The sequence below is a fragment of the Lysobacter tyrosinilyticus genome (assembly GCF_054779815.1).
In genome coordinates this window covers 334,467-360,452 of record NZ_BAAGXN010000004.1, presented here as the reverse complement: position 1 = coordinate 360,452, position 25,986 = coordinate 334,467, and the positions used below count along the sequence as shown (strand labels likewise).

The window sequence follows — 25,986 nt, the reverse complement described above, 5'->3', positions numbered from 1 at the left end:
GCTGCGCCGCTGCCTCCGAAGCGCTGAACCGTTAAGCGATTACGCGTCGAGTTCGGCCCAGCGCGCGTACGCGGCATCCAGATCGGCCTGCGTGCTGGCCATGGCGACGTTGTGCGCGTTGAGGCCGTCGCTGCCGCGCTGATAGAAGCCAGGATCGTTCATGGCCGCGGTCAGTTCGGCCAACTTTGCTTCCAGCGCTTCGATGCGTCCCGGCAACTGCTCCAGCTCGCGCGCATCCTTGTAGCTGAGCTTGCGCTTCGCCGGCGCACTGGCGGGCGCCGGAGCAGCAACGGTTGCTGCCGGCTTTGCCACCTGGACGGACACGGACTGCACAGGCCTTTGACGTAGCCAGTCGCTATAGCCACCGACGTAATCGCCCACGACGCCCTCGCCTTCCATCACCAGCGTCGAGGTCACGACGTTGTCGAGGAAGTCGCGGTCATGGCTCACCAGCAGCAACGTGCCCGGGTAGTCGCCCAGCAGTTCCTCCAGCAGTTCCAGCGTCTCGACATCGAGGTCGTTGGTCGGTTCGTCCATCACCAGCAGGTTGGACGGCTGCGCGAACAGCTTGGCGAGCAGCAGGCGATTGCGCTCGCCACCGGACAGACGCGTGATCGGTGCGCGGGCACGTTCCGGCGTGAACAGGAAGTCCTGCAGGTATCCGATCACATGCTTGTGCTTGCCGTTGATTTCGACGCTCTCGCGGCCTTCGGCGACGTTCTCGATCGCGTTCCAGTCCTCGCGCAGGGTCGCGCGGTACTGGTCGAAGTAGGCGACCTGGATGTTGCTGCCCAGCTTCATCTCACCCGACGTCGGCGCCAGCTCGTCCAGCAACAGCTTCAACAACGTGGTCTTGCCGCTGCCGTTGAGGCCGATTAGGCCGATGCGGTCGCCGCGCATGATCGCGGTGGACAGCGATTTCACGATCGCCTTGCTGCCGTACGCGAAGGTCACATCCTTGGCCTCGATCACCTTGCGACCCGAAGCCTCGCCCTGGGCGACTTCCATCTTCACGTTGCCGGTGAGATCGCGGCGCTGCGAACGCTCCGTGCGCATCGCCTTGAGCCGGCGCACGCGGCCTTCGTCGCGGGTACGGCGGGCCTTGATCCCCTGGCGGATCCACACTTCTTCCTGCGCCAGCAGCTTGTCGAAGCGGGCGTTCTCCTGCGCCTCGGCATTGAGGCGCTCCTCGCGGCGGCGCTCGTAATTGGCCCAGTCGCCGGGCCAGCTGGTGACCTGGCCACGGTCGATCTCGACGATGCGCGTGGCCAACGCACGCAGGAAGCGGCGATCGTGGGTGACGAACACCAGCGCGCCCGGCCACGCTTTGAGGAAGCCTTCCAGCCAGTCGATGGCGGCGATGTCGAGATGGTTGGTCGGCTCGTCGAGCAACAGCACGTCCGGGGCGGACACCAGCGCGCGCGCCAGCAGCACGCGGCGCTTCATGCCGCCGGACAAGCCCGAAAACGCCACGTCGCCATCGAGGTCCAACCGGGTCAGCGTTTCGGTCACGCGCTGGTCGAGCGACCAGCCCTGCGCGTCCTCGATCTTCGCCTGCACCTTGGCCAGGGCTTCAGTGTCGACGTGCTCGGCGTGGCTCAGATGGTGGTACTCGGCCAGCCAGGCGCCGAGTGGGCCCAGGCCGGCTGCGACCACGTCCCACACGTCGCCATCCGCGCCGGCAGGAACCTCCTGTTCGAGCCGGGCGATGCGCACACCACCTTCGACGCGCACCTCGCCGTCATCGGCATGGATCTCGCCGGCGAGCAATTTGAGCAGGGTCGACTTGCCGGCACCGTTACGGCCGATCAGGGCGATGCGTTCGCCGGCCTCGATGGTGAGGCCGACATTTTCCAGCAGCAGTGGGCCGCCGACGCCGTAATCGACGTTTTGCAGGGTAATCAGGGGCATGGCGGCATTTTACGCGTCGCGCGGCGCTGCGCGGGGCGAATTGGTCGCTGACGTTCGATCAGGAGCTGCACGAAAGCATCGAACAACCGGCCTTCGCGCGCGCCCAATCGGGCCGCTTCTGCGCGTAACCCTCGCGCCCCGGCTGTTCTTCGTACGGCTTGCGCATCACCTCGAGCAGTTCCTCGACGCCCGCCGGGTCGCCCTGCTCGGCGCGATCGATGGCCTGCTGGGCCAGGTAGTTGCGCAGCACGTATTTAGGGTTCACGGCGTTCATCCGCGCGCGACGCGCTTGTGGCTGCCCGGCGTCGCCACGTACCCGTTCGGCGTGACGCGCGAGCCAGGCATCGAATGCCGGCGCGGCAGCCGCGCGCTTGTCCGCGCTGTAGAACGCGTGCTCCATCGGCGCAAGCGTAGGGGCTTCCGGGTCGACATCGGCGAGCGCGCGGAAGAAGAGCGTCATGTCGACTTCGGCGTCGGTCAGTAGCGTGTGCAGCTCCTGCACCAGCTCCACGTCCGCATCCCGACACTCCATCAGGCCCAGCTTGCCGGCGATGTTGCCGCGGTCTTCGCGCGCATATGCATCCGCATAGCGTTGCAGACCATCGTTGAGCCGTTGCGCGTCCTCGAACAGCGGCGAAATCGCATGCGCCAGCCGGATCAGATTCCAATACGCGATCTTGGGCTGCCAGCCGAATCGATAGCGGCGGCCATGCGCGTCGGTCGTGTTCGGCGTCCAGTCTGGATCATAGTTATCGATCCATCCGTACGGACCGTAGTCGATGGTCAGTCCGAGGATGGACATGTTGTCGGTGTTCATCACGCCATGGACGAAACCGACGCGCATCCAATGCGCGATCATCACCGCGGTGCGTTCGCACACCTCGCCGAACCACTGCGCGTACAAGGCCTCGCCTTCGCCCGACAGGTCCGGATAGTCGCGACGAATGCAGAACTCGACCAGCTGCCGCAACAGAAACAGATCGCCGCGCGAATACGGCAGCTCGAAATTGCCGAAGCGCAGGAAGGACGGCGCGACGCGGCATACGATGGCACCGGGCTCCGGCTTCGCATGCCCGTCGTAGAACATGTCGCGCACCACCGCTTCGCCGGTCGTCACCAGACACAGGGCGCGCGTGGTCGGGATGCCCAGGTGATGCATCGCCTCGCTGCACAGGAATTCGCGGATCGAGGAGCGCAGCACCGCGCGACCGTCGGCGGTACGCGAATACGGCGTCATGCCGGCACCCTTTAGCTGCAGTTCCCAGCGTTCGCCGGCGGCATTGATGGTTTCGCCCAGGCTGATCGCGCGTCCGTCGCCGAGTTGCCCGGCCCAGTGGCCGAACTGGTGCCCGCCGTAGTTGACCGCGAACGGGTCCATTCCCGGCAGCAGTGCGTTGCCGGCAAAGACTTCGGCGAATGCAGGCGAACGCAGCTCGGCTTCGCTGATGCCCAGAGTTGCGGCCATTTCTTTCGACCAAGCCAGCAACTGCGGGCGTGCCACCGGCGTGGGCGCTACGCGCGACCAGGCCGCCGCTTCCACCTGGCGCACGCGGCCCCCCGTTTCCGGGTCACCGGGCAGCTCGCGGAGGAATGCATTGTCGAAGCTCAAATCCAGCATTGCGGGCGATGTCTCGTCTTGGTGAGGAGCATGATTGGGGCGAAAAGCGCGGCATTCCAGCTTATCGAGCGTCGGCTCGGCATCCCTGCCGCTACAATGTCTTCCCAGACCGGCCAAGTGCCGGCGCCATCGAGGCTGCCATGAGCGCCCACACCTCCCCCGACGCAGCCGCTGCGGACGCCCCATCCGTCAAATTCACCGATCTCGGCCTGCCTGAGCCCCTGCTCAAGGCCCTGTCCGACGTCGGCTACGAGACCCCCTCGCCCATCCAGGCCGCCACCATTCCGCCGCTGCTGGGCGGACGCGATGTCCTCGGCCAGGCCCAGACCGGTACCGGCAAGACCGCGGCGTTCGCGCTGCCGATCCTGGCCCGCATCGACCCGAGCCAACAGAAGCCGCAGGCGCTGGTGCTGGCGCCGACGCGCGAACTGGCCATCCAGGTCGCCGAGGCCTTCCAGAAGTACGCCCATCACCTGCCCGGCTTCCACGTGCTGCCGATCTACGGCGGCCAGAGCTACACGCCACAGCTGGCGTCGCTCAAGCGCGGCGTACAGGTCGTGGTCGGCACTCCGGGCCGCGTGATCGACCACCTCGAGCGCGGTTCGCTCGACCTGTCGCAGCTGCGCTGCCTGGTGCTCGACGAAGCCGACGAGATGCTGCGCATGGGCTTCATCGACGACGTCGAGGCCGTGCTGAAGAAGATCCCCGAGACCCGCCAGGTGGCGCTGTTCTCGGCGACCATGCCGCCTCAGATCAAGCGCATCGCGACGACCTACCTGCGCGATCCGGTGGAAGTGGCGATCAAGACCACGACCACCACCGCCGCCAACATCCGTCAGCGCTACTGGGCGGTGAGCGGCGTGAACAAGCTCGATGCGCTCACCCGGATCCTGGAAGCCGAGCCGTTCGACGCGATGATCGTGTTCTCGCGCACCAAGCTGGGCACGCAGGAGTTGGCCGACAAGCTGTCCGCGCGCGGCATCTCCGCGGCAGCCATCAACGGCGACCTGGACCAGAAGGCACGCGAGCGCACCATCGCCCAGCTCAAGGACGGGAAGATCGACGTGCTGGTGGCCACCGACGTGGCCGCGCGCGGCCTCGACGTGGAGCGCATCAGCCACGTGCTGAACTACGACATCCCCTACGACACCGAGAGCTACGTCCACCGCATCGGCCGTACCGGCCGTGCCGGCCGTAAGGGCGAAGCGATCCTGTTCGTCGCTCCGCGCGAGCGCGGCATGCTGCGCGCGATCGAGCGCGCCACGCGCCAGCCGATCGAGCCGATGGCGCTGCCGACCGTGGAGACGGTGAACGAGCAGCGCGTGTCTAAGTTCCTCGGCCGAATCACCACCGCCCTGGAAAGCACCGAGCTGGCGATGTTCCGCGACCTGGTGGAACGCTACGAACGCGAGAAGAACGTGCCGGCAGTGGAAATCGCCGCAGCGCTGGCCAAGGTGGTCCAGGGCGACATGCCACTGCTGCTGCAGGCCACCGCGGAGCAGCTGCGGCCGCATCGCGAGGGTTTCGATAAGCCGGGCTTCGACAAGCCGGGCTTCGACAAGCGCGATTCCAAACCACCATTCGCCAAGCGCATGTCCGAGCGCACCCGCGGCGATTTCGACGGGCCGCACACCGGCAAGTACGAACGCGATCGCCCGCGTCCGCACGCCGGCGGCGATCACAATCCGGCCGTGGATGCCATTGCGGCAAAGCACGGGCACAACAACGCCGAAAGCTTCTTCGACGATGAGGGACCGCGCGCGCCGCGCCCACCGCGCGAAGAGCGCCGTGCGCCGGAAGAAGGCATGGAAACCTTCCGCATCGAGGTTGGCCATCGCCACGGCGTGAAGCCCGGCAACATCGTCGGCGCCATCGCCAACGAAGCCGAGCTGGAAAGCCGCTACATCGGCCGCATCGACATCCGCGACGATTTCAGCCTGATCGACCTGCCCGAAGGCATGCCGCGCGAGGTCATGGAGCACCTCAAGCGCGTGCGCGTGGCGGGCCAGCCGCTGCGCATCAGCCGGCCGGGTGAAGGCGGCGATCCGCGACCGCGTCGCGACGATGGCGATGGTCGTCCGCCGCGAGGGCCGAAGCCACGCAAGTTCGGGCCACCGCGGCCGCGCTGAGCAAAAAACAGAAAAAGGGCGGAGCCATCCGCCCTTTTTCTTTCGCTGACCTCAGGCGCGCTGCGCGCGCTTCATACCCAGATACTGCAATTCCGCGAACACCACGACCGCGAGCACCTGTGCGATCACGAACGTCACGCCGAGCGTAGTGGGCTGCCCCCAGCCGCTCAACAGCAATCCGAAACTCGCCAATATCCAGACCGCATTAACGCCGATGGCGAAACGTGCCATCCACTGGGTCAGCAATGGCCGTGTCAACGCATACGCCAGGATCGCGGCGAAGGCGACGCAGATGAAGCCGGCTTCGCGCAGCAACCCCACCGGCAGTCCCAGCCAGGGCTGCAAGGGTTCCGCGGCAATGGCGAGCCCCAAACCCAATCCACCCGTCGCAATCGCATCGAGCGTAAAGGCGCGGCGTAACAGGGATTGGTTCTGACGCGGTTGTACCAAGGTGTTCATGGCGTGCTCCTCGTTGATGGACGGGAACATGGAACCGCCACGCGGCGCCTGCGTCGATTACTTCCGACGTAATGTCCCCGCGCACGTGACGGGTTATCGTCTTCGCATGAATGCGATCCGACCCGTAGGCGACCTGATTCGCGACTGGCGTCAGCGCCGTGGCCTCACGCAGCTGCATTTGGCCGATCTGGCCGAAACCTCGACGCGTCATCTGAGCTTCATCGAAACCGGACGCTCGCTACCCAGCCGCATGATGCTGCTGCGCCTCGCCGATCGCCTCGAAGTGCCGCTGCGCGAACGCAACGTGCTGATGACGGCCGCCGGACTGGCGCCGATCTACGCCGAACGCCGCATAAAGGACGATCCTGCGCTGGCACACGCGCGCAAGGCGGTCGAACTGGTCCTACACGGCCACGAGCCCTATCCCGCCATTGCGGTGGATCGCCACTGGAACCTGCTGGCCCGCAATCGCGCACTGGGGCCGTTGCACAGCGGCACTTCGGCGGCGTTCCTGCTGGAACCGCCGCTCAACGTGCTGCGCCTGAGCCTGCATCCACAGGGGCTGGCACCGCGCATCGCCAACCTGGGCGAATGGCGCGCGCATCTGCTGCATCGGCTGCGCCATCAGGCAGACGCCAGCGGCGATCCGGTGCTGCATGCCTTGCATGACGAGCTGTCCGGCTATCCCGGCCCCGAAGCGCCCGACGTGCCGATGTCGGGCACGAACAGCATGGTCGTCCCGATGCAGCTGCAGACGCCGCTGGGGTTGATGTCCTTCATCAGCACCACGACGATGTTCGGCACACCGATGGACGCGACCTTGTCCGAGCTGGCGATCGAGTCGTTCTTCCCCGCCGACGAGGCCACCGCACAGCTGCTGCAGACGGTGCTGGCCTCACAGGATTGGCCCGACGGCCGCTGGGAACCCGAACCCGCGCGTTGAGCGCGCTCATTCCAGCCGGGCATGTCGGCCGGACGCGTGGTTATGGATACCGGCGCGCGATTTGGCAAAGTGGCTGGGCTACGCCCCTCCTGCTGACCCATGTCCCGCCTTCTCGTCTTCCAACACGTCGCCGCCGAACCTCTGGGCACGCTGGATCCCCTGGTCCGCGCGCGCGGCCACCGCATCCGTTTCGCCAACTTCGAGCGGCAACCGAACGCGGAACCCAACGTCGATCGCTATCGCGGCCTGATCGTGCTCGGCGGCCCAATGAATGTCGAAGACCAGGTGCACCGCCAGCACCTGCGCACCGAGCTGCGCGCGATCGAACGCATGCTGGCGCAAGACAAGCCGGTGCTGGGAATCTGCCTGGGCGCACAACTTCTGGCGCACGTGCTGGGTGCGCCGGTACAGCGCCACACGGCGCCGGAAATCGGCTGGTACCGACTGCAGGCGACCGAAGCCGGGCGTCGCGATCCCGTGCTGGCCCCGCTGGGCGAAGACACGCCGGTGTTCCAGTGGCACAGCTACCGCTTCGAAGTGCCGCAAGGTGCGGTGCATCTGGCGCGTACCGAGACGTGCGAATCGCAGGCCTTCCGCTACGGCGACAACGCCTACGGCTTCCAGTTTCATCTGGAAATGGACGAGCCGCTGATCGAACGCTGGCTGGCCAATCCCGCCTATCGCGAGGAACTGGCCTCGCTCGGCCATACCGACGAGGCCACGATCCGTGCGCAAACCCGCGAACACGTCGCGGCCATGCAACGCCAGGCGGATGCGGTGTTCAACAACTTCCTCGACCTCATTGGTCGGCCGCAACGGCGCCATACGCTGCCGTCGCGCTGATCAGAAGAGCTGCGGCAGTCCGAGGTACGGCGCGGCGAACCAGTAGATCCCCAGGATCACCAGCCCCCACATCAGCAGCTTGAGGAAGAAGCCTGCCACCTTGAAGGCAAGGTAGAGGCCGATGAGCACCAGGATGATCCCGATCCAGCTCATGAATGTCTCCAGCGAAGTCGAATGATCCGAGCTTATCGCGCGGGCAGTGAGCGTGTCGTTCCGGGCCTCAGGCCGTCGTGGCTTCGTTGAACACCAGGCTGCAGCACGTAGTCGCGCCCTCCGCCTTCTGCAGCTCCGACACATCCACCGTCACCACATCGAAGCCGGCATCACGCAGCCGCTGCGTCGTGCGCGGGAAGCACGCCGGCATCACCGCCGTATCGCCGATGCGCAGGATGTTGGCCGCATGCTCCTCCTCGGGGTCGACTTCGATGATCCGGAACCCGGGGAACGACGCCGCATCCGTCCACAGCGGCTGCAGCAGCAAGGTGTCGTCGCGCAAGGCGGTCACCGCTGATTTGAGATGCAGGCAGTCACGGATCGGCACGGACTGCACGCGGTAACCGAACTCGCCGACCACCGCCTGCAACTGGGCCACACCTTCTGCATTGCTGCGCGAGGACTGGCCGACAAAGAGCGTGCGCCCCACGCGCAGGACGTCGCCGCCATCGATGGTGCCGGGCGCTTCGATCGATCGCAGCGAGCGGTAGCGGCCCAGGACTTCGGCGACACTGCCGCCTTCGCTCCGACGCGATTCGGCACCGGGGCGGGTCATCACCGCGATTTCGTCGAGGACGATCGCCACGTCTTCCACGAATACCGAATCCGGCATGGACGGCTCGGCTTCCAGCACCAGCACCCGACAGTCCAGCGAGGACAGCACGCGCTGGTAGGTCCGGTGCTGTGCATCGGCGCGGGCGATATCGATCGGGGTGCGGGCGACGTGAGTGAGCTCGCAGGCGGCGAGGCTGGGGCTGACTTCGCGGGTGATGGCGATGCGCATGGCGGGCCTGTTGCTTGGGTTGCGCTGTTTTAGCATCTGGGGGCGGCACTGTCCGCCTGCCGAAGTGTTCCGGGCTGCGCGCTTCGGGTTTCCCACGCGCGGCGGCGCGTTTGACTTCTTCGCGGCGAATGACTTTCTCGCGGCGCGGTTTCCCACGCGCTGCGGCGCGTTTGACTTCTTCGCGGCGGATGGCTTCTCGCGGCGCGGTTTCCCACGCGCTGCGGCACGTTTGACTTCTTCGCGGCGATTGGCTTCTCGCGGCGCGGTTTCCCACGCGCTGCGGCGCGTTTGTATTTTTCGCCACGGACGGGTTCTCGCGGCGCGGCATAATGTGCGCCCCTCTAGGCCCCCCGCATGTCGTCCACAGCCCCTACTCCCAGCCTGGCCATCATCGGGGGCGGCCCCGCCGGCTTGATGGCGGCCGAGATCGCGCGCGCTGCCGGCGTGGAAGTCGACCTGTACGAAGCCAAGGGCTCGGTCGGACGCAAGTTCCTGATCGCCGGAAAGGGCGGCCTGAATCTCACCCACGGCGAGCCACGCCCCGACTTCGATCTGCGCTACGGCGCGCGGCAAGCGGAGATCGGGCGCTGGCTGGATGCGTTCGACGCGGATGCATTGCGCGAATGGGCGCGAGGATTCGGCGTGGAAACCTACATCGGCACATCTGGCCGCGTGTTCCCGATGGATCGCAAGGCGGCGCCCTTGCTGCGCGGCTGGGTGCGCCGGCTTCGCGATCAGGGCGTGCGCTTCCACGTGCAGCATCGCTGGCTGGGCTGGAATGACACCGGCATGCTGCGCTTCAAGACACCGGAGGGTGAACTGGAAGTCTCGGCGCCGGCCACGGTGCTCGCGCTCGGCGGCGGCAGCTGGCCGGAACTCGGTTCCGATGGCGCATGGGTACTGCCGCTGCAGCAGCGCGGCATCGACGTCGCACCATTGCAACCGTCCAACTGTGGATTCGATATCGCGTGGAGCGCGCATCTCAGCGAGCGCTTCGCCGGTTCGCCGCTCAAACCGGTGATCGCACACTGGCGCGACCTCGCAGGCGGCGAACACGTCCTGCAGGGCGAATGCGTGGTCACCGCCACCGGCATCGAAGGCAGCCTGATCTATGCGCTGTCGGCGACACTGCGCGACACCATCGCGCGCGATGGCCGGGCAACACTGGAACTGGATCTGGCGCCCGGCCGCGATCTTGTCCGCCTGCAGCAGGATCTGGCGAAGCCGCGTGCTGGCCGCAGCTTCAGCGAGTACCTGCGCCGTCAGACCGGCATTGCCGGAGTGAAAGCGGCATTGCTGCGCGAGGTGCTTTCGAAAGATCAGCTGGACGACGCAGCCGCGGTGGCCCAGTCCATCAAGCGACTACCGCTCACGCTGCAGCGCGCCCGCCCGATCGCGGAAGCGATCAGCAGTGCCGGCGGCGTGCGCCTGGAAGCGCTGGACGATGCGTTGATGGTGAAGTCGATGCCCGGCGTGTTCTGCGCCGGCGAGATGCTGGATTGGGAAGCGCCAACTGGGGGCTACCTGCTCACCGGGTGCTTCGCCAGCGGTTTGCTGGCAGGACGTGGTGCGGTGAATTGGCTCACTTCGCAGGTGCGATAACGCCAGACTACGGCTTCTGCCCCGAAGCTACGGGCACATGCCACACCACGTAGTACGGCGGTGTTTCGATGGCCATGATCATCGTGTCGAAGTCGGCGGTCACTTCGGCCGCGCTGCGTCCCGATGCTCCCGCTAACACCTGCGAATAGCCATCGCGCCAGGCGTGCATGATGCCGGCGAAGGTAGTGCGTTCGACACGCAGGGTGTCCACAGTGATGAAATCCAGCGCGATCCGCTGATATCCCGCCTGCTCCAGCAACGCCGGAGAATGCCGGCCGATGCGGCCGTCGCAACCGATGCTGCGCATGAACGCGACCGCGTTCTCGTTCCAGAAGCGGTCGGGGTCAAACGTGCGGCCATCGCGTTCGATCACGGGCATGTGCAGCATCCCGTAGTCCTCAGACAGCAGGTGCAGCCAGCCACCCGACTTCAGCACACGGGTGATTTCCGCCAGCACCAGCGGAAAATCCGGCACCGCCTGCGACATGTGGCGGCACACGATCAGGTCGAAGCTGGCGTCCGCGTACTGCAGCGCAAAGGCATCGCCCTGTTCGTAATGGACACGCTCGCCGAATGAAGCGCTGTCGCGGCGGGCCAGCGCCAGATTGCCTTCGAGGATATCGATGCCGGTCAGCATGGCCTCGGGATAGCGCGCGGCCAGTCGGCGCGTGATCTCGCCGGTGCCGCAGCCCAGATCCAGAATGCGGATGGCTCCCGCGAGCCCGTAGCGGTCGAACAGCGCCTGCTCCTGCGGCCAGATGGCCTGCGCCTGATGCGCAAGATTGCGCGCCATCGACTCGTCGCCCATCTGCTCGGCTTGCGGGTTGCGATCGTTGCTCATGGAAGCTCCCCGACCGGCAAGGCGACATCGCCGTGTTCTTCAACCTGGCCACCATGGCGCAACCAGATGGATGCGCGCGCCAGCCAGCCCAGGATCAGCACGATCACGACCTTCTGAGTCAGCCCGCGCGGTGCCTCGCGCCACAGTACATGCACCCACAGCGCCACGAAACAGATCGCGGCGAGCACGAATGCCGAAGCCGATCTATGCCGCCAGGCCGCATCACCGCGCAGGCGCGCGGATTGCAACATCATCGCCACCGTTACGCAGAGAAAGGCGGTGTTGGCCGCGAGACCGTGCACCCATGCCTCCAGCGAATACTCGCCGGGCCGCGTCGCCGAATCAGCCAGCGCAGTCACCTCCAGCGCGAGTCCGGCGACGACGAACAGCAGCAACGGCGCGCCGCTACGAGCCGACGTGGTGAGCGCCCGGTAATACCCCAGGCCGAGCAGGATGAGGGCGGCCCCAAGCATGAAGTACACCGACTTCACGACCCAGCCATAGTCGCCCAGCAGATAGAGACTCAACGGCGCACGCAACCATTCGAGATCGGTGCGCGCGATCTGCGCGGTAAAGCACACCAGCGCAAAAAGTACGACCGCTGCCAAAGACAGCGTGCCAATACGGCGAGTGTCGAAACGGGAAATCGGCATCTGCTCCTCCATGGAAAAATCAACGCCGCAGCAAGCGATGGACGCCGGTAGCGCGGCCGTGACGATGTGTCGTTCAGGCGTCGCGGTCGACCAGCGGCTTCAGTTCTGCATCCAGCGCAACACGCTCATCGAACACGAAGCAGCGTCCGTCGTAGCCGTGGCCGCCGACGCGTTCGAAGTAATTGAGAATGCCGCCATCGAGCTGCAGCACGTTGTCCATGCCTTCGGCCTGCATCCACAGCGCGGCTTTCTCGCAGCGGATCCCACCGGTGCAGAAACTCACCACCACGGCATCGGCCAGTGCGCTGCGATGCGGCGTCAGTGCTTCGGGCAGGTCGGTGAAGTTGTCGATCGGGAGGGTCAGCGCGCCGCTGAAGGTGCCGTGTTCGACTTCCTCGCGGTTTCGCGTGTCCAGCAGCACCAGACGTCGGCCGGTGTCGTCCTGCCCTTGCTCTATCCAGCGCGCCAGCTCCTCCGGAGCCACCATCGGTGCGCGGCCGGTGAGCGGAGACGAATTGTCGCGGCGGAAGGCGATGATTTCCTGCTTCAGCTTGACCTTGAGCTTCGCGAACGGCTGGGTCTGGCTGCGGCTTTCCTTGACGATCAGATCGGCAAAGCGCGCATCGCCGCGCAGCGTGTCGACGAAGATCCGGATCGCGCTTTCGGGCCCGGCCAGGAAGAGATTGATGCCCTCCCCCGCGACCAGCACGGTGCCGCGCAGGTCGCCGGCTTCGGCCAGGGCGCGCAGCTGCGCGGCCAGATCCGACGGGGTGTCGATGGTTACGAAGTGGTAGGCGGCGATATTCAGGATCACCCGCGCATTTTAGCCGGGCAGCCCCATCCCCGCATCGCAAGAATCAACCCCGCCCGAATGCGGCGGGGTTGAGGTTCGAAGACCACGGCAATTCACCAAGGCTCTGTCAGGGACTGATGGGCGTAGCGACAAAGGCCTTGCGCGCACCGGTGGCGCCCACAGCGCGTCCCGTGACCGCACCAAAATCATTGATGTCGATGGCGCTGGTGAGCGTCCCGGAATAGCCGGGTTGATGGCTGATGTCCTGCGTGACGCCGCCTTCCCACAGGAAGGCACGACAACCGACCCCGGCTTCCTTGCATGACATGCCTACGACCTGCCTGGCTTCGTTGATGCCCTGCGCGGAGGCATAGACATCGCCCTGCAACGGCAGGATCTCGGCGATTGCTTCGCTGCCCTTGAACCAGACGAAGGCCTTCCGCCGGTCGGCATTCGGATCGCCCGGCGTGCCCATGAAACCCACCACGTCGCCACGCTGGTTCATGGCGTTGGGCGTGTTCCAGTACGGGGCCGCAAAGCCCTTGAGCTCGATGACCTGGCCGTGATCCCAGACCACTGCGTGAGCCGCGGAGTAACGTCCGACCGCCATGTCGCAGATGCCGGAGATGCCAGCCGCCTGCCCGCTGTCGTTGATCGCGGTGGCGGCGCCGGACGTGTCATCGCCGATCAACGGCAATGCGCGCATCTGGTCTTCGCGAGGCCCCCAGATCACCGGGCGGAACTGCAACTTCTGCGGCGCTTCGCACTTCGGATCGACCACGCCGTTTTCGGCCCAGCCAATCACCTCACCCGCGTTGTTGGCGCCGGCCGCGAAGCTGTGGTGGCCGCCCTCCAGTGGCGGCAATGGACGCATATGGCCTTTCTCCCACACGAAGCCGCGACACGTCTTGCCATTGCTCGCGTACGGACCGCTGAAGAAATAGAAGCAACTCCACAGTTCGTCGTTCGGATCGCGCGCGTTGGTCTGGCTGATCCCGACGATGCGGCCATTCAGATTCTTCACCGGCCAGGCGACGGTGCTGTTGCTGGTGCCGGGATGCCCCAATGTGCCCAGATCGAGCGTCTGTCCCTGGAACCACGCTGTGGCGTGGCGCAAGGCATTGGGCGTGTGCGTAGTGTCTTCGACTGTCGAGTAGCCCGAGACAAGGCCGAGATTGTTGATGCTGCTACCGCGCGCGCTCGCGCCTGCCGGTGATTCAAGTTCTTCGACGCGATAGCTGGCTTGGGCCCAGGCCGCGCCGCTGGCGGCAATCAGCGCAGTTGTCAGCAGGGCTCGCGAAATCGGTACGTTCATGTGATCGGTCTCCCTATCAGTGCATGGGCGCAGCGCGGGATCCGCACTACGCGATTCGCGAAGACGCGTCTGCCTGGTTCCGGATAGACCGGAACGGTGTGCAGTGGGGTTTTGTGCGCGTTGCTGCGTCCTCGCGAACCACGCTAGGCGAGCCGGATCGTCGCTACTCGCCGGATTCGGACACTGTTCGCCCGAAGCACGAATTCATCGGAAGACCCGCCAATGATCGTCAGGTGGCGGAGCGGCCACGCGTCGGCCTATGCACCTTTCACGCACGACGCTGCGCGCTCCAGCAGCAAGGCGCGTTCGCGGGCATTGCGCGTCATTTCCGCAGCACGTTCGAACTCGCTGCGCGCCTCATCCATGCGGCCGAGCTTGAACAACAGGTCGCCACGCACGCTCGGCAGCAGGTGGTAACGCGCCAGAGTCGGCTCGTTCGCGAGCGCATCGACAAGCTCCAGACCGGCGGCAGGGCCGAAGAGCATGCCTAGCGCGACCGCGCGGTTGAGTTCGACGATGGGCGAGCCGGTCAGGCGCGCCAGTTCCGCGTACAGGCCGGCGATGCTGGCCCAGTCGGTGTCTTCCGGTCGCAGGGCACGTGCGTGGCAGGCGGCGATGGCGGCCTGCAGCGTATACATGCCACGGCGTCCGCCCAGCTTTGCTGCGCGCTCCAAGGCCGTGAGACCTCGACCGATCAGCAAACGGTCCCAGCGCGCGCGATCCTGGTCCAGCAGCAGGATCGGCTCACCGGAGGGACCGGTCCGCGCGCCAGCGCGCGAAGCCTGGATTTCCATCAGGGCGACCAGGCCGTGCACTTCCGCCTGCTGCGGCATCAGTTCGGCGAGCACGCGCCCCAGGCGCAGCGCGTCGTCGCACAGTGCGGGACGCAACCAGTCTTCCCCAGCGGTCGCCGAATAGCCTTCGTTGAAGATGAGATAGACCACCGACAGCACCGCCGACAGTCGCTCGACGAGTTCTTCGCCGCGCGGCACTTCATACGGCACGTTGGCTTCGGCCAGCGTGCGCTTGGCGCGAACGATGCGCTGTGCGATGGTCGGCTCGGGCACCAGGAAGGCACGCGCGATCTCGTCGGTGGTGAGTCCGCCCAGCAGGCGCAGGGTCAGTGCGACGCGCGCTTCCTGCGAGAGCACCGGATGGCAGGCGGTAAATACCAGCCGCAGCATGTCGTCGCCGATGGGATCGTCGAGCGCATCGAGGATGTCCTCCTCGTGAATCTGCTGGTGGAGCTCGATTTCGTAACCGAGCTCCTCATGCTTGCGATGTTGCAGCTGATGGCGCCGCAAGCGGTCGATGGCGCGATGCTTGGCCGTGGTCATCAGCCACGCACCCGGATTGTCGGGTACGCCGCTCTGCGGCCACTGCTCCAGTGCCGTGACCAGCGCATCCTGGGCCAGCTCTTCCGCCAACCCTACGTCGTGCAGCATGCGGGCGAGGCTCGCGATGAGCTTCGCCGATTCCATACGCCACACCGCGTCGATGGTGCGGCGGATCTGTTGTTGCGTGCCCGGATTGTCTGGAGAGTCCGCCATATCCGGCGATGACACCATCGTCGGGATTCCAGCGCAAGCGATGACTTAGGACACTTCCGGCTGACTGCAGGAACAGGCGCCACGAAGGCGCCATCCCTGACGCGCAGGCTCAAGACTGCACTGCGCCGTTAACCATCCACGGCACGCCGAACCTGTCGGTCACCATGCCGAAGCGTTGCGCCCAGAAGGTTTCCTGCATCGGCATGATCACGGCCCCGCCTTCCGAAAGCTCGCCGAAGATGCGCTCGGCCTCTTCGGCCTTGTCGACACTCACCGCGATCGAACATCCCTTCACGCCATCGTAGGGATGGTCGGGATGGTTGTCCGAAGCCATCAGCACTTGGCTGCCGGCATGCAGTCGCGCATGCATGATCTTGTCCTTATGCGCCGCGGGCATGCCCTCACAGCCCTGCGTGTCGCCGAAGCGCTGCAGGGCCACGATGTCGCCGCGCAGGCAGCGGGCGTAGAAGTTGAACGCTTCCTCGCAGTTGCCGTTGAAGACCAGATAGGCATTGATCTGCATGTCCGTCTCCTCAGTGCTGCAGCTGTTCGCGCAGGCGGACGCCCTGCTCGACCAGTTCCGGCGTCATCGTGTCGGCGAAATCCTCGGCTTCGAACAGCGGACGGATTTCAATGGCGGACTCCTGACCCGGATGCGGATTCGGGCAGCGCTTGGCCCATTCGAGCGCTTCTTCCATCGAACTCACCTGCCATAGCCAGAAGCCGGCCACCAGCTCCTTGGTCTCGCTGAACGGACCGTCGATCACCGTGCGCTTGCCGCCGGAAAACTCGACCCGCTTGCCGCGCGAGGACGGATGCAGGCCTTCGCCGGCCAGCATCACGCCGGCCTTGACCAGCTCCTCGTTGAACTTGCCCATTTCGGTCAGCAGTTGTTCGCTCGGCATCAGACCGGCTTCGGAATCCTTGCTGGCTTTGACGATTACCAGGACACGCATGTTCTTCTCCTCGATTCGGTTGGGATGGAAGAGCGCCGCTACCGGTCCGGTTTCGGGCCTGCAATCCGCGCTCTTGCAAGGACGACGAGCGAAGCCGGCCGGAATCGACACGGTCGGCGAAAATTTTTCGTCCGGGCCTGCCGACCTTATTCCGCGTCGTACTGCACGATGGGCTTGAAGCCGCCCCAGAACATGCGCATTCCGTCGAACGGGAGGTTCTTCGGATCGGCCATGGCGGCCAGGCGCGGATCGGCCATGACCTTCTTGTTGATGCGGTCGCGATCGCGCCGGTTCCGATAGACGATCCAGGAAAAGACGACGACCTCGTTCTTTTTCAACTGCACTGCCTGCGGGAACGACGTCACTTTCCCCGGCTGCACATCGTCCGCAGCGCACTCCATGTATTGCAGCGCCCCGTATTCGAGCCAGATCTTGCCGGCCTTGCGCGCCAGCTTCTTGTAGGCATCCAGTTTGGCGACCGGAACGGGTACGACGAAACCATCGACATAGCTCATGGAAAGGCTCCTGGTTCGTGATGAATGGGCGAAGTGGGGCCAAGCGGCGGCGACTATGCCGTCACTGATGTGTAAGAACTGTTTCGAGACCCCCCGAAAGGGTGGCCGCCGTTCCCGGACACCAGCGGCATTACTATGGTTTTGGACAGGGGCCGCGTGGAGCGGAAATGGTCGCCAAGCGGGCAGTAATGCCGGCTAATAGGCTGCTGGGTGTCATCGAGACCCAGACCGAAATCGTGCGCCTCGGATCCGACCTGTCGGGAGTGATGTCACTCGTCGCCGGACGCGCTCTGGAACTGACACATGCCATCGGCGCTGTCGTCGAGCTCGCGGAAGGCGACGACATGGTCTATCGCGCCACCGCAGGCATCGCCAATCCACATCTGGGCCTGCGGATTCCCCGCGCTCACAGCCTCTCCGGCCTTTGCGTCGAAGAGCGCCACCTCTTGCGCTGCGACGATTCCGAAAGCGACCCGCGGGTCGACATCCAGGCCTGCCGCCGCATCGGCCTGCGTTCGATGGTGACCGTGCCCTTGCGCTATCACGAGCAGATCGTGGGGGTCCTCAAGGTCCTGGATGACCATCCCGGCGCCTTCGACGACGAAGACGTGCGCGTGCTGGGACTCATGGCCGATCTGGTTGCGGCGGCGATGTTCCATGCGGCACGCCACGAAAGCGGAGAGCTGTTCTATCGGGCGACCCACGATCCGCTCACGGAATTGCCGAACCGCGCGCTGTTCTTCGAGCGCCTGCGCAACTTGCTGGCGATGGCCGAACGCTCACAGCACGCCTTCGGCGTAATGAATCTGGATATGGATGGGCTCAAGCCGATCAACGACTCGCTGGGCCATCGCGCTGGCGATGCCGCGATCTGCGAGGTCGGTGCACGCATCCATAGTTGTGCGCGCAATGCGGATACCGTCGCGCGACTCGGCGGCGACGAATTCGGCGTCATCCTCTCGCAGGTGGATGACCGCCATGGCGTAGATGCGTTGGCCCAACGCATGGCGGACTGCATCAATGAGCCGTTCGAATTCGAACGGCGCCCGATCCAGTTGCGGATCAGCATTGGGGTCGCGCTGTATCCCGATGATGGCCGTACGCTGGAAGCGCTACTGGAGGCGGCCGATCAGGCCATGTACACCCAGAAGCGCTCCCGGCGACGCAAGCGCCGGAACGGCGCTCACTAATCAAGCGCCCTTAATCAAGCGCCCTTGCTTCTCGCACCGGAGTTGCCGGGACGAGCGGCGCTGCGAGGCTGCTTCTGTCCCGCATGCGCATGCCCATGACGCGCAGCCGGCTTGCCATGCGGACGATGGCCACGCGCCGGGCGCTGGTTGCCGTGCTTCGGCAGCGGCGCATTGAGCTGGATCGGCCGGCTCGGCGCGAAGCCCTCCATGATCACCAGCTCGACAGGAGCCTTGAGCATGTTCTGGACCTGACGCAGCAGGCCGCCTTCCTCGGGTGCAACCAGCGATAGTGCTTCGCCGCTGGCGCCGTTGCGACCGGTACGGCCAATCCGGTGCACGTAGTCCTCGGCGACCATCGGCAGGTCGTAGTTGATGACCAGCGGCAGGTTCGGGATGTCGAGGCCGCGCGCGGCAACATCCGTCGCGACCAGCACCCGGGCCTTGCCGGTCTTGAAGTGGATCAGCGCCTTGGTGCGTTGCGCCTGGCTCTTGTTGCCGTGGATGGCAACGGCCTTCAGACCGGAGGCTTCGAGCTGCTCGGCGAGACGGTTGCAGCCGTGCTTGGTCTTGCTGAACACGATCGCCTGTTCGGTGTGGCGCTTCGACAGGATCTCGGTCAGCAGATCACGTTTGCGCGAGGCGTCGACCGGATGCGCACGATGCGTGATGGTTTCGGCGATGGTGTTCTGCGCCGCCACCTGCACCTGACGCGGATTGCGCATGAATTCCAGCGCCAGCGCCTTGATCTGCGCCTCGAACGTCGCCGAGAACAGCAGCGTCTGCCGCTGCGCCGGCAGCTTGCCCAGGACGCGCTTGATCGCCGGCAGGAAGCCCATGTCGAGCATGCGGTCGGCTTCGTCCAGCACCAGCACTTCGACGTTGTCGAGACGGGCCGTGCCGCGCTCGAGGTGATCGATCAGGCGGCCCGGGCAGGCCACCAGCACGTCGACGCCGCGACGGAACTGGTCGATCTGCGGCTGCATGCCTGCGCCACCGTAGATGGCGGTGATGTTGAGGCGAAGGTGCTTCGCGTAGCTACGCAGGCTGTCGCACACCTGCAGCGCGAGTTCGCGCGTCGGCGTGAGGATCAGGGCGCGCGGCTTGCGTGGGCCGTTCGGCGGGGTCTGCTTGGCGAGACGGTTCAGCACCGGCAGGCCGAAAGCAGCGGTCTTGCCGGTACCGGTCTGCGCGCCGCCGAGCACGTCGTGGCCGGCCAGCGCGAGCGGGATGGCCTCGGCCTGGATCGGCGTCGGCGTGGTGTAGTTGTTTTCGGAAAGCGCGCGCAGTAGCGCGGGCGCAAGCCCGAGCGATTCAAAAGTCATGTGAAGCTCCGTTGATCGCAGCCGGCGAACCGGTTGCGAAACTCGAAGCTTTCCTTGGAACCGCGCTTGCGAGTGATCTGATTGAACGGTGCCGGAAGCTCCGGACCGTGTCTGCGCGACGAAAGACGTACGGGATATGCCAGCAGAAGCTGGGGCCGCAAGGGTCGGCTGAAGGCCGGGAGCGGCGGGGCTTACCTAGGAAAACGGATCAGCCGTGCGCGAAACGGGGCGAACTGTACGCGAATTGGGCCAAATTAGCCACCCGCGACGGATTCGGCCACGGCGCCGCGAAGCGCCCTAAGGCGCATTCATCCGCCCTTCTGCCTAGATTTTTACGCCTTTTTCAGGAAGCAGGTCTTCAGCACCAGTCCCTTGATCTTGTCCGAGTTGCCTTCGATGTGTTCGGCATCGTCCTCGACCAGGCGGATGTTCTTGATCACCGTGCCCTGCTTGAGCGGGATCGAAGAGCCCTTGACCTTGAGGTCCTTGATCACCACCACCGTGTCGCCATTGGCGAGCGTGTTGCCGTTGCTGTCGCGCACCACCAGGCTGCCCTGCTCCGTCGCCTCGCCCTGCGGCCACTCGAAGCCGCAATCGGCGCAGACGAAATTGACACCGTCGACGTAGGTGTTCTCAAGGGTGCATTGCGGGCAGGCGGGTGCGGCGGACATCGGTCGGATCCAGAACAGTAAACCGGCATTTTACCGCGCTGACTGACTCAATCGTCGGGCGATCCATAGCGCAGCCAGCGTTCGGCATCCCGTGCGCCACTGAAGATGCGGACGTTGATGCCCATGCTCTGACCGAAGATCTCGGCGTATTCGATTGCGGGCAGGAATTCAGGCGTGGGTTCGATCACGGCGACCCGGTCGAAATTGCTGCTCTCTTCATGAAACAGGACCGCCAGCTCAGCCAGTTCAGCCTGACTGGCCGGATGCCCTTTCTTGCGATCGGTCACCAGCACCTTGCGGAGGCCACGAGCCTTGCCTTCGGCTGCGATTTCGCGCCAATACGCGATACGGACTGCCTGGGCATCGACGTCGCCACTCACTTCGACCTGCAGGAAATCGCCGTGCTCGGTTAGACGCAGACGGTATTCGGGGTGAACACGTTCTTCAAACATAGCGGCTTATGGTCCCGCTTCACGCCACCACCCGCCAGTGCCACGGCTTTGCTTTAGCCAACCGCCACCAATCCCCTCACGCCCGCGAAGCCGGCACCGCAACCCTTCCAACCTCGTCTCCCCCGAATGTCGATTCGCCGCAGGCTCATTCGTCTACCAAGGAAGCGCGGGCAATCACGCCTCGCGCCCCAACCCCAAGGAGCACCGCCATGGCCAATCTGCAACGCATCGCCCCGTTTCTCTGGTTCGACTCCCAGGCCGAAGAAGCGGCGAATTTCTACACGTCCATCTTCCCCAATTCGCGAATCGGCGATGCCGCGCGCACAACCGAGGAGGCCGCACAACACACGGGCCGCCCGGTGGGTTCCGTGATGACCATCAATTTCGAATTGGACGGGCAGAAGTTCACCGCACTGAACGGTGGACCGATATTCAAGTTCACCGAAGCGGTTTCCTTCATGGTCAATTGCGCCAGCCAGGAGGAGATCGATCATTACTGGACACGCCTGGGCGAAGGCGGCGACCCGGCCGCGCAGCAGTGCGGCTGGCTGAAGGACAAGTTCGGGTTGTCCTGGCAGATCGTGCCGGCCGAGCTGCCACGGTTGATGACCTCCGGACGCGGCCAGCACGTCATGCACGCGCTGATGCAGATGAAGAAGCTGGACCTGGCCGTGCTGCGCGAAGCCGCCATGGACCGGTCGGAGGCTCTCGCCCAGTAGAATGGAGGCCGTTTTTCCGCACGGATCTCCATGACTGCCCAGCCCGCCGCCGACGTTCTCATCATCGGTGGCGGTGCGGCCGGCCTGATGTGCGCCATCACCGCCGGCCAGCTGGGCAAGCGCGTGGTGGTGATCGAGCACGCCAACCGCGTCGGCAAAAAGATCCTGATGTCCGGCGGCGGGCGCTGCAACTTCACCAACACCGGCGCCTCGCCCGCGAACTACCTGTCGGCGAACCCGCATTTCTGCAAGTCCGCCCTCGCCCGCTATACGCCGGCGCATTTCATCGAACTGGTGGAGCGCCATCGCATCGCCTACCACGAGAAGGAACTCGGGCAGTTGTTCTGCGACGAGTCCTCCAAGCTCATCGTGAAGATGCTGCTGGACGAGTGCGCGGCGGCCGGCGTGCGCATAGAAACGTCGTGCAGCATCGAACGCGTGGTTCATGGCGACAGCGGGCATTTCCACGTGCACACCACACGGGGCGTATTCACCGCACCGGCACTCGTGGTCGCGAGCGGCGGCCTGTCGATTCCCAGCATGGGTGCGACCGGCTTCGGCTACGAGCTTGCGCGACAGTTCGGCCACGACGTACTGCCCACGCGCGCGGGCCTGGTGCCGCTCACGCTGAGCGGCAAGCACCACGAGCGCTTCGAGGATCTGAGTGGCGTCGCCTTCCCGGTGGAAGCACGCTGCAACCGCAAGTCATTCAGCAATTACCTGCTGATCACCCATCGCGGCATCAGCGGGCCCGCGGTGCTGCAGATCTCCTCGTTCTGGCAGCCGGGCGACGATCTGCGCCTGGATCTGCTGCCGGGCATGGATGCGCACGAAACGTTGCTGCGCCTTCGCCACGAGCGCCCCGCCGCGGAGCTGAAGACGATCCTGGGCGACCTGCTGCCCAAGCGTTTCGCGCAGCGCCTATGCGAACACTGGTTGCCGAACCGTCCGATGAAGCAGTTCAACGAACCGCAGTTGCGCGAAGCCGCGGAGTTGCTGGCTTCCTTCCCGCTCATCGCCAGTGGCACCGAAGGCTATCGCACCGCCGAGGTGACGCTGGGCGGAGTCGATACCGATGGAGTGTCGTCTTCGACGATGCAGTCGAAGAAGGTACCCGGGCTGTACTTTATCGGCGAAGTCATCGACGTGACCGGTTGGCTGGGCGGCTACAACTTCCAGTGGGCCTGGGCGTCGGGGCATGCGGCCGGCAATGCGGTGTGATTGTCAGCATTTGAGCCGAAGATCTCGACGGCAGCTACTGCCCGCTAACCGCGGATTTTTGTTTCCCGAACCAGGACATCAACATCCTTCTGAGCCATGAGTTCCAACTCTTTGAACGCTAGGTCCGTGTACTTTTTGATGGTTGCAATTGCCAGTGACATTTTCATTGTCATCTAACCTGAATTAGGCCGAGCCCCGAAGCGGCTTCGGCTTGAATGAATTGTTAGACCTCACCTACCTGAGGCCTTGTCTATCTCTTTGCTAAAGCCGGCCCGTTCAGCATCAAACCTCAGGGCTGCGTCCGCGATAGATCGAGATAGAACCCGTGACTGTGGCGAACACATCGGTTTCCTCTGCGTCGACAAACCCTGCGTCGCGCATCAGGGCTGGCATCACACCATCGGCATTGGGCTGCGTATCTTCGAATCCGTCGACCCATTGAACGGGCCAGAACAAGGCGCGCACCGCACTGCCTGCTCTGCAATGAGGCACAGAGGGGCGATCACGCCGCAACCGCGATCGCTTTGGGTCGCGAGCCGTCGCAGGACTTTGCGTAACGACCGCCAACTGCGGTTATTTGAGCTCACAGTGCGCTATCTGGATGTCGATGTAGACGACGCCATAGACCATCACCGAGCACCGGATGTCGATCGCAGCCTCTTTCGTTCGTCGTCATCAGGGATCCCCCCAAAGGAGAACGGGCATGGGTAGGCTCATCGTGGAGCAGATTATTAGCGCCGACGGCTACGCGGCCGAACCGGACGGCGGCATCGGATTCTTCGTCGATGCGCGCGGCGTCAACGAGGCAGACCAGGATCAGTTGCGTCTGCTGGAACGCGTGGGCGCCATCGTCCTAGGGCGCACGACCTACCGCATGTTCGCCGACTACTGGCCTGAAGCCGATCCGGAGCAGGAACCCGTGGCGTTGCCGCTCAACACCATCCCGAAATACGTGGTGTCGAACACGTTGAATGAGGCGCCCTGGGGCACGCGCGGAGATGCCGCGACCATCCTGCGTGGCGACGGCCTGGCATCGGTGCGCGCTCTGCGTAGAAGTGTCGATGGCGACCTGATCATCTGGGGCAGTCTGACCCTGTCTGATGCGTTGCTGCGCGCAGGCGAGGTCGATCTGCTGCGCCTGCGCATCGTGCCTGTGCTGATTGGCGCCGGACGCTCCTTCGCTCCCTCCGATCTTTGCCGACACTCGCTGGAGTTGCTGTCTATCCGTGGATATCCGCAGGGCTTCGTGGTGCTGGAGTACCGCTGTCCGCGCGTCGGACAGGACACCACTACGAGAAATGTCGCCGCAACCGCGCACTGACTCTCGACAGTTCATCCAATCAACCCGAAGCCTTCCAATGACCCCAACCATCACAGCCTTTGAACGGTCGCCCGATGGCGGCAAGGGACTGGCGCGCGATACGCGCGTTCGCTGGGCACTTGAAGAAGTGGGCCAACCCTACGAGGTTCGCCTGGTTTCGTTCCATGCGATGAAGGAACCCGCGCACCTGGCCCTTCATCCTTTCGGAAAGATTCCAACCTATGAGGAGGGCGATCTCGCCCTGTTCGAATCAGGCGCGATCGTCTTCCATATCGCCGCTTGCCATGCGGGCCTGTTTCCGGACGATGGCAATGCCCGGGCGCGGGCGATCACATGGATGTTCGCCGCGCTCAACACGGTCGAGCCGCCGATCCTTGAACTCGTAACCGCCAAGTTTCTTGAGGGCGACAAGCCCTGGAGTCAGGAGCGCCTGCCTCTGGTCGCCGATCGCATCCGCGACCGGTTAAAGCAACTTTCCGCGCGACTGGGCGATGCCGACTGGCTCGATGGTGCGTTCAGCGCGGGTGACCTGATGATGGTGTCGGTGCTGCTCAGGCTGAGAGCCTCGGGCATCCTGGACGAATTTCCGAACCTTGCAGCCTATGTCTCCCGTGGCGAAGCACGGCCCGCCTACAGGCGGGCTTTCGCCGCCCAATTGGCGATTAACGCCGCACCGTCGAGCTGACAAAGGCCTGCTTCGGGTCGGCAACAGCCATGAGTGCTTGCTTCATTGCCATTCCAGCCGCGCGGTAGGCCTCTCAGCGCTTCTCAGTCACCGCGCGTCGCAGGTTGATTCGCGCCTGTGCGTCGAGACGCTCATGGAACCAGTCGCTCAGGTAGATGCGCTCCTTGCCCAATAGCGCCTTGAGGAAGCGGCGACGATTGAGCTTGAACAGCCACGCCGGCACCTTGCCACGGTACTCCGCGGTGATGCCCCGATCGTAGGCCGCAAACGTGGCGGCATCGGCCGCGAGGATGGCCATGTCGCAGTCCAGGAACAACGCGGCATCGCGATCGACTTCGCCCGGCTTCAGCGAACCATGGCGTGCGGTGAGATTGATCAGTTCGGCCACGCGCGCGGTGTCGATATCACCGCCCGGCATCCAGCGTCCGACATGTTCGACTGCCAGATCGGCGGAGCGCGCCTCGTTGTCCTTGCGCCCGGCTTCGTAGATCGCGTCGTGGTACAGCACGGCGAGCCGAACTTCCTCGGGTTGATTCCAGCCGGGGCCGTTCGCGACATCGTTGTAATGGCGCAGCACTTCCTCGACGTGGGCGAAGTTGTGGTACGCACGCGGTGGCGCCGCGTAGGCCGCCTGCAAGGCCAGCAATTGATCGGACGGAAGCTGCAGCATCAGGGCGGAGTGGCGTGGAGGTACGCCGAGGATACTGGAGCTCACTTTCCCTTTTCGTAGGTGCCCACCAGTTCGGCTTCCGCGATCACATGCCCTTCCATCGCCTTCAGCAGCCGTGCCTTGTCCGGCTGGTGCAGATCGGGCAACTCGATGTCGAGCGCGTAGAGCTTATGGAAATAGCGATGCCGGCCTTTCGGGGGGCAAGGACCGCCGTAGCCGGTGCGCTTCCAGTCGTTCTGGCCTTCGCGGGTTCCCGCCGGCAATTGCGCGGCTCTCACGCTTTCGGCCAGGCCCGTCAAAGAAGCCGGGAGGTTGTAGAGCACCCAATGCACCCAAGTGCGTTGCGGCGCGGCGGGATCGGGCGCGTCGGGATCATCCACGATCAACGCCAGACTGCGCGTCCCAGTCGGTATTCCGGACCACTGCAGCGCCGGCGACACATCGCTCCCCTCACAGCTGTGTTTCGCAGGTATCGCCGCGTGGGCGGCGAACGCCGGGGAGACCAGTTTCAGTGACATGGCGTTCCTCCTCGGTTCGCTGCATGCCGGGCTGGCGGCCGCCAGCGCAAGCAGGAGGGTCAAAACAAGACGGAAGGTATCGAACCTAGCGG

The 25,986-nt window shown here is 64.9% G+C and carries 28 protein-coding genes; 9 read left to right on the top strand and 19 right to left on the bottom strand.

Features of this window, described 5'->3' with window-relative positions; all coding sequences use genetic code 11:
- Nucleotides 1-39: 39 nt before the first annotated feature.
- Both ACYVGK_RS12455 and ACYVGK_RS12450 read right to left on the bottom strand, forming a co-directional pair.
- Nucleotides 40-1,911, bottom strand: a complete 1,872-nt coding sequence (locus tag ACYVGK_RS12455; protein WP_460734114.1) for an ATP-binding cassette domain-containing protein — start codon at nucleotides 1,909-1,911, stop codon at nucleotides 40-42.
- A gap of 58 nt (nucleotides 1,912-1,969) precedes the next feature.
- A complete protein-coding gene (locus ACYVGK_RS12450) occupies nucleotides 1,970-3,529 on the bottom strand; it encodes a protein adenylyltransferase SelO (protein WP_460734112.1) in 1,560 nt (519 codons plus the stop codon).
- Between the two features lie 140 nt (nucleotides 3,530-3,669).
- Between ACYVGK_RS12450 and ACYVGK_RS12445 the strand changes: the two genes are divergently transcribed.
- Complete coding sequence (locus ACYVGK_RS12445; protein WP_460734110.1) at nucleotides 3,670-5,658, top strand: DEAD/DEAH box helicase; 1,989 nt, start codon at nucleotides 3,670-3,672, stop codon at nucleotides 5,656-5,658.
- Between the two features lie 51 nt (nucleotides 5,659-5,709).
- On the opposite strand, the gene ACYVGK_RS12440 is transcribed toward ACYVGK_RS12445, so the two are convergent.
- Nucleotides 5,710-6,117, bottom strand: coding sequence for a hypothetical protein (locus ACYVGK_RS12440; protein WP_460734108.1), 408 nt, complete (start codon nucleotides 6,115-6,117; stop codon nucleotides 5,710-5,712).
- Between the two features lie 28 nt (nucleotides 6,118-6,145).
- Between ACYVGK_RS12440 and ACYVGK_RS12435 the strand changes: the two genes are divergently transcribed.
- Together ACYVGK_RS12435 and ACYVGK_RS12430 are read left to right on the top strand one after the other, a co-directional pair.
- Complete coding sequence (locus ACYVGK_RS12435; RefSeq protein WP_460734106.1) at nucleotides 6,146-7,060, top strand: helix-turn-helix domain-containing protein; 915 nt, start codon at nucleotides 6,146-6,148, stop codon at nucleotides 7,058-7,060.
- Nucleotides 7,061-7,159: 99 nt separating this feature from the next.
- The gene (locus ACYVGK_RS12430; protein ID WP_460734104.1) at nucleotides 7,160-7,903 is read left to right on the top strand and encodes a type 1 glutamine amidotransferase; all 744 of its coding nucleotides are present in this window, start codon (nucleotides 7,160-7,162) and stop codon (nucleotides 7,901-7,903) included.
- Here ACYVGK_RS12430 and ACYVGK_RS12425 read toward each other — a convergent pair whose 3' ends face one another.
- Nucleotides 7,904-8,056: a hypothetical protein gene (locus ACYVGK_RS12425; protein WP_460734102.1), complete on the bottom strand. Its 153-nt coding sequence runs from the start codon at nucleotides 8,054-8,056 to the stop codon at nucleotides 7,904-7,906. It lies immediately after the preceding gene.
- 67 nt (nucleotides 8,057-8,123) lie between these two features.
- Complete coding sequence (locus tag ACYVGK_RS12420) at nucleotides 8,124-8,900, bottom strand: dimethylarginine dimethylaminohydrolase family protein (RefSeq protein WP_460734100.1); 777 nt, start codon at nucleotides 8,898-8,900, stop codon at nucleotides 8,124-8,126.
- 354 nt (nucleotides 8,901-9,254) lie between these two features.
- Between ACYVGK_RS12420 and ACYVGK_RS12415 the strand changes: the two genes are divergently transcribed.
- A complete protein-coding gene (locus ACYVGK_RS12415; protein ID WP_460734098.1) occupies nucleotides 9,255-10,502 on the top strand; it encodes a TIGR03862 family flavoprotein in 1,248 nt (415 codons plus the stop codon).
- 7 nt (nucleotides 10,503-10,509) lie between these two features.
- Here the strand turns inward: ACYVGK_RS12415 and ACYVGK_RS12410 are convergent, their stop codons facing one another.
- The 8 genes from ACYVGK_RS12410 to ACYVGK_RS12375 form a co-directional block, all read right to left on the bottom strand.
- Nucleotides 10,510-11,343 (bottom strand): class I SAM-dependent methyltransferase, encoded by an 834-nt coding sequence (locus ACYVGK_RS12410; RefSeq protein ID WP_460734096.1) that lies wholly within the window; start codon nucleotides 11,341-11,343, stop codon nucleotides 10,510-10,512.
- A complete protein-coding gene (locus ACYVGK_RS12405) occupies nucleotides 11,340-11,996 on the bottom strand; it encodes a DUF998 domain-containing protein (RefSeq protein ID WP_460734094.1) in 657 nt (218 codons plus the stop codon). The genes ACYVGK_RS12410 and ACYVGK_RS12405 overlap by 4 nt, the downstream gene beginning before the upstream one ends.
- 73 nt (nucleotides 11,997-12,069) lie before the next feature.
- A complete protein-coding gene (locus ACYVGK_RS12400; RefSeq protein ID WP_460734092.1) occupies nucleotides 12,070-12,810 on the bottom strand; it encodes a sulfurtransferase in 741 nt (246 codons plus the stop codon).
- A gap of 106 nt (nucleotides 12,811-12,916) precedes the next feature.
- Entirely contained in the window at nucleotides 12,917-14,104 is a 1,188-nt protein-coding gene (locus tag ACYVGK_RS12395) for a hypothetical protein (RefSeq protein WP_460734090.1), read from the bottom strand.
- 257 nt (nucleotides 14,105-14,361) lie between these two features.
- Nucleotides 14,362-15,654 carry an RNA polymerase sigma factor gene (locus tag ACYVGK_RS12390; RefSeq protein ID WP_460734448.1) on the bottom strand — a complete coding sequence of 431 codons (1,293 nt, stop codon included), beginning with the start codon at nucleotides 15,652-15,654 and terminating at the stop codon, nucleotides 14,362-14,364.
- A gap of 109 nt (nucleotides 15,655-15,763) precedes the next feature.
- Nucleotides 15,764-16,177, bottom strand: coding sequence for a VOC family protein (locus ACYVGK_RS12385; RefSeq protein ID WP_460734088.1), 414 nt, complete (start codon nucleotides 16,175-16,177; stop codon nucleotides 15,764-15,766).
- Nucleotides 16,178-16,187: 10 nt separating this feature from the next.
- A complete protein-coding gene (locus ACYVGK_RS12380; RefSeq protein WP_460734086.1) occupies nucleotides 16,188-16,610 on the bottom strand; it encodes a YciI family protein in 423 nt (140 codons plus the stop codon).
- Nucleotides 16,611-16,756: 146 nt separating this feature from the next.
- A complete protein-coding gene (locus ACYVGK_RS12375) occupies nucleotides 16,757-17,125 on the bottom strand; it encodes a DUF1428 domain-containing protein (protein ID WP_460734084.1) in 369 nt (122 codons plus the stop codon).
- 167 nt (nucleotides 17,126-17,292) lie between these two features.
- Here ACYVGK_RS12375 and ACYVGK_RS12370 point away from each other — a divergent pair, with 167 nt between their 5' ends.
- The gene (locus ACYVGK_RS12370) at nucleotides 17,293-18,315 is read left to right on the top strand and encodes a diguanylate cyclase domain-containing protein (protein WP_460734082.1); all 1,023 of its coding nucleotides are present in this window, start codon (nucleotides 17,293-17,295) and stop codon (nucleotides 18,313-18,315) included.
- A gap of 14 nt (nucleotides 18,316-18,329) precedes the next feature.
- On the opposite strand, the gene ACYVGK_RS12365 is transcribed toward ACYVGK_RS12370, so the two are convergent.
- The 3 genes from ACYVGK_RS12365 to ACYVGK_RS12355 form a co-directional block, all read right to left on the bottom strand.
- Entirely contained in the window at nucleotides 18,330-19,637 is a 1,308-nt protein-coding gene (locus ACYVGK_RS12365) for a DEAD/DEAH box helicase (RefSeq protein WP_460734080.1), read from the bottom strand.
- A 332-nt stretch (nucleotides 19,638-19,969) separates the two neighbouring features.
- Nucleotides 19,970-20,308 (bottom strand): zinc ribbon domain-containing protein YjdM, encoded by a 339-nt coding sequence (locus ACYVGK_RS12360; RefSeq protein WP_460734078.1) that lies wholly within the window; start codon nucleotides 20,306-20,308, stop codon nucleotides 19,970-19,972.
- Between the two features lie 47 nt (nucleotides 20,309-20,355).
- On the bottom strand, nucleotides 20,356-20,760 hold the full coding sequence (locus ACYVGK_RS12355) for a hypothetical protein (protein ID WP_460734076.1): 405 nt from the start codon (nucleotides 20,758-20,760) through the stop codon (nucleotides 20,356-20,358).
- Between the two features lie 209 nt (nucleotides 20,761-20,969).
- On the opposite strand from ACYVGK_RS12355, the gene ACYVGK_RS12350 reads away from it, so the two are divergent.
- Entirely contained in the window at nucleotides 20,970-21,479 is a 510-nt protein-coding gene (locus tag ACYVGK_RS12350; RefSeq protein ID WP_460734074.1) for a VOC family protein, read from the top strand.
- Between the two features lie 30 nt (nucleotides 21,480-21,509).
- A complete protein-coding gene (locus ACYVGK_RS12345) occupies nucleotides 21,510-22,700 on the top strand; it encodes a BaiN/RdsA family NAD(P)/FAD-dependent oxidoreductase (protein WP_460734072.1) in 1,191 nt (396 codons plus the stop codon).
- A gap of 282 nt (nucleotides 22,701-22,982) precedes the next feature.
- Here the strand turns inward: ACYVGK_RS12345 and ACYVGK_RS12340 are convergent, their stop codons facing one another.
- On the bottom strand, nucleotides 22,983-23,165 hold the full coding sequence (locus ACYVGK_RS12340; RefSeq protein WP_460734070.1) for a hypothetical protein: 183 nt from the start codon (nucleotides 23,163-23,165) through the stop codon (nucleotides 22,983-22,985).
- Nucleotides 23,166-23,403: 238 nt separating this feature from the next.
- Between ACYVGK_RS12340 and ACYVGK_RS12335 the strand changes: the two genes are divergently transcribed.
- A complete protein-coding gene (locus tag ACYVGK_RS12335; RefSeq protein WP_460734068.1) occupies nucleotides 23,404-24,021 on the top strand; it encodes a dihydrofolate reductase family protein in 618 nt (205 codons plus the stop codon).
- A gap of 37 nt (nucleotides 24,022-24,058) precedes the next feature.
- The gene (locus tag ACYVGK_RS12330; protein ID WP_460734066.1) at nucleotides 24,059-24,706 is read left to right on the top strand and encodes a glutathione S-transferase family protein; all 648 of its coding nucleotides are present in this window, start codon (nucleotides 24,059-24,061) and stop codon (nucleotides 24,704-24,706) included.
- A gap of 73 nt (nucleotides 24,707-24,779) precedes the next feature.
- Here ACYVGK_RS12330 and ACYVGK_RS12325 read toward each other — a convergent pair whose 3' ends face one another.
- A complete protein-coding gene (locus ACYVGK_RS12325; RefSeq protein WP_460734446.1) occupies nucleotides 24,780-25,376 on the bottom strand; it encodes an HD domain-containing protein in 597 nt (198 codons plus the stop codon).
- A 41-nt stretch (nucleotides 25,377-25,417) separates the two neighbouring features.
- Nucleotides 25,418-25,894, bottom strand: coding sequence for a YbhB/YbcL family Raf kinase inhibitor-like protein (locus ACYVGK_RS12320; protein ID WP_460734064.1), 477 nt, complete (start codon nucleotides 25,892-25,894; stop codon nucleotides 25,418-25,420).
- Nucleotides 25,895-25,986: the final 92 nt, after the last annotated feature.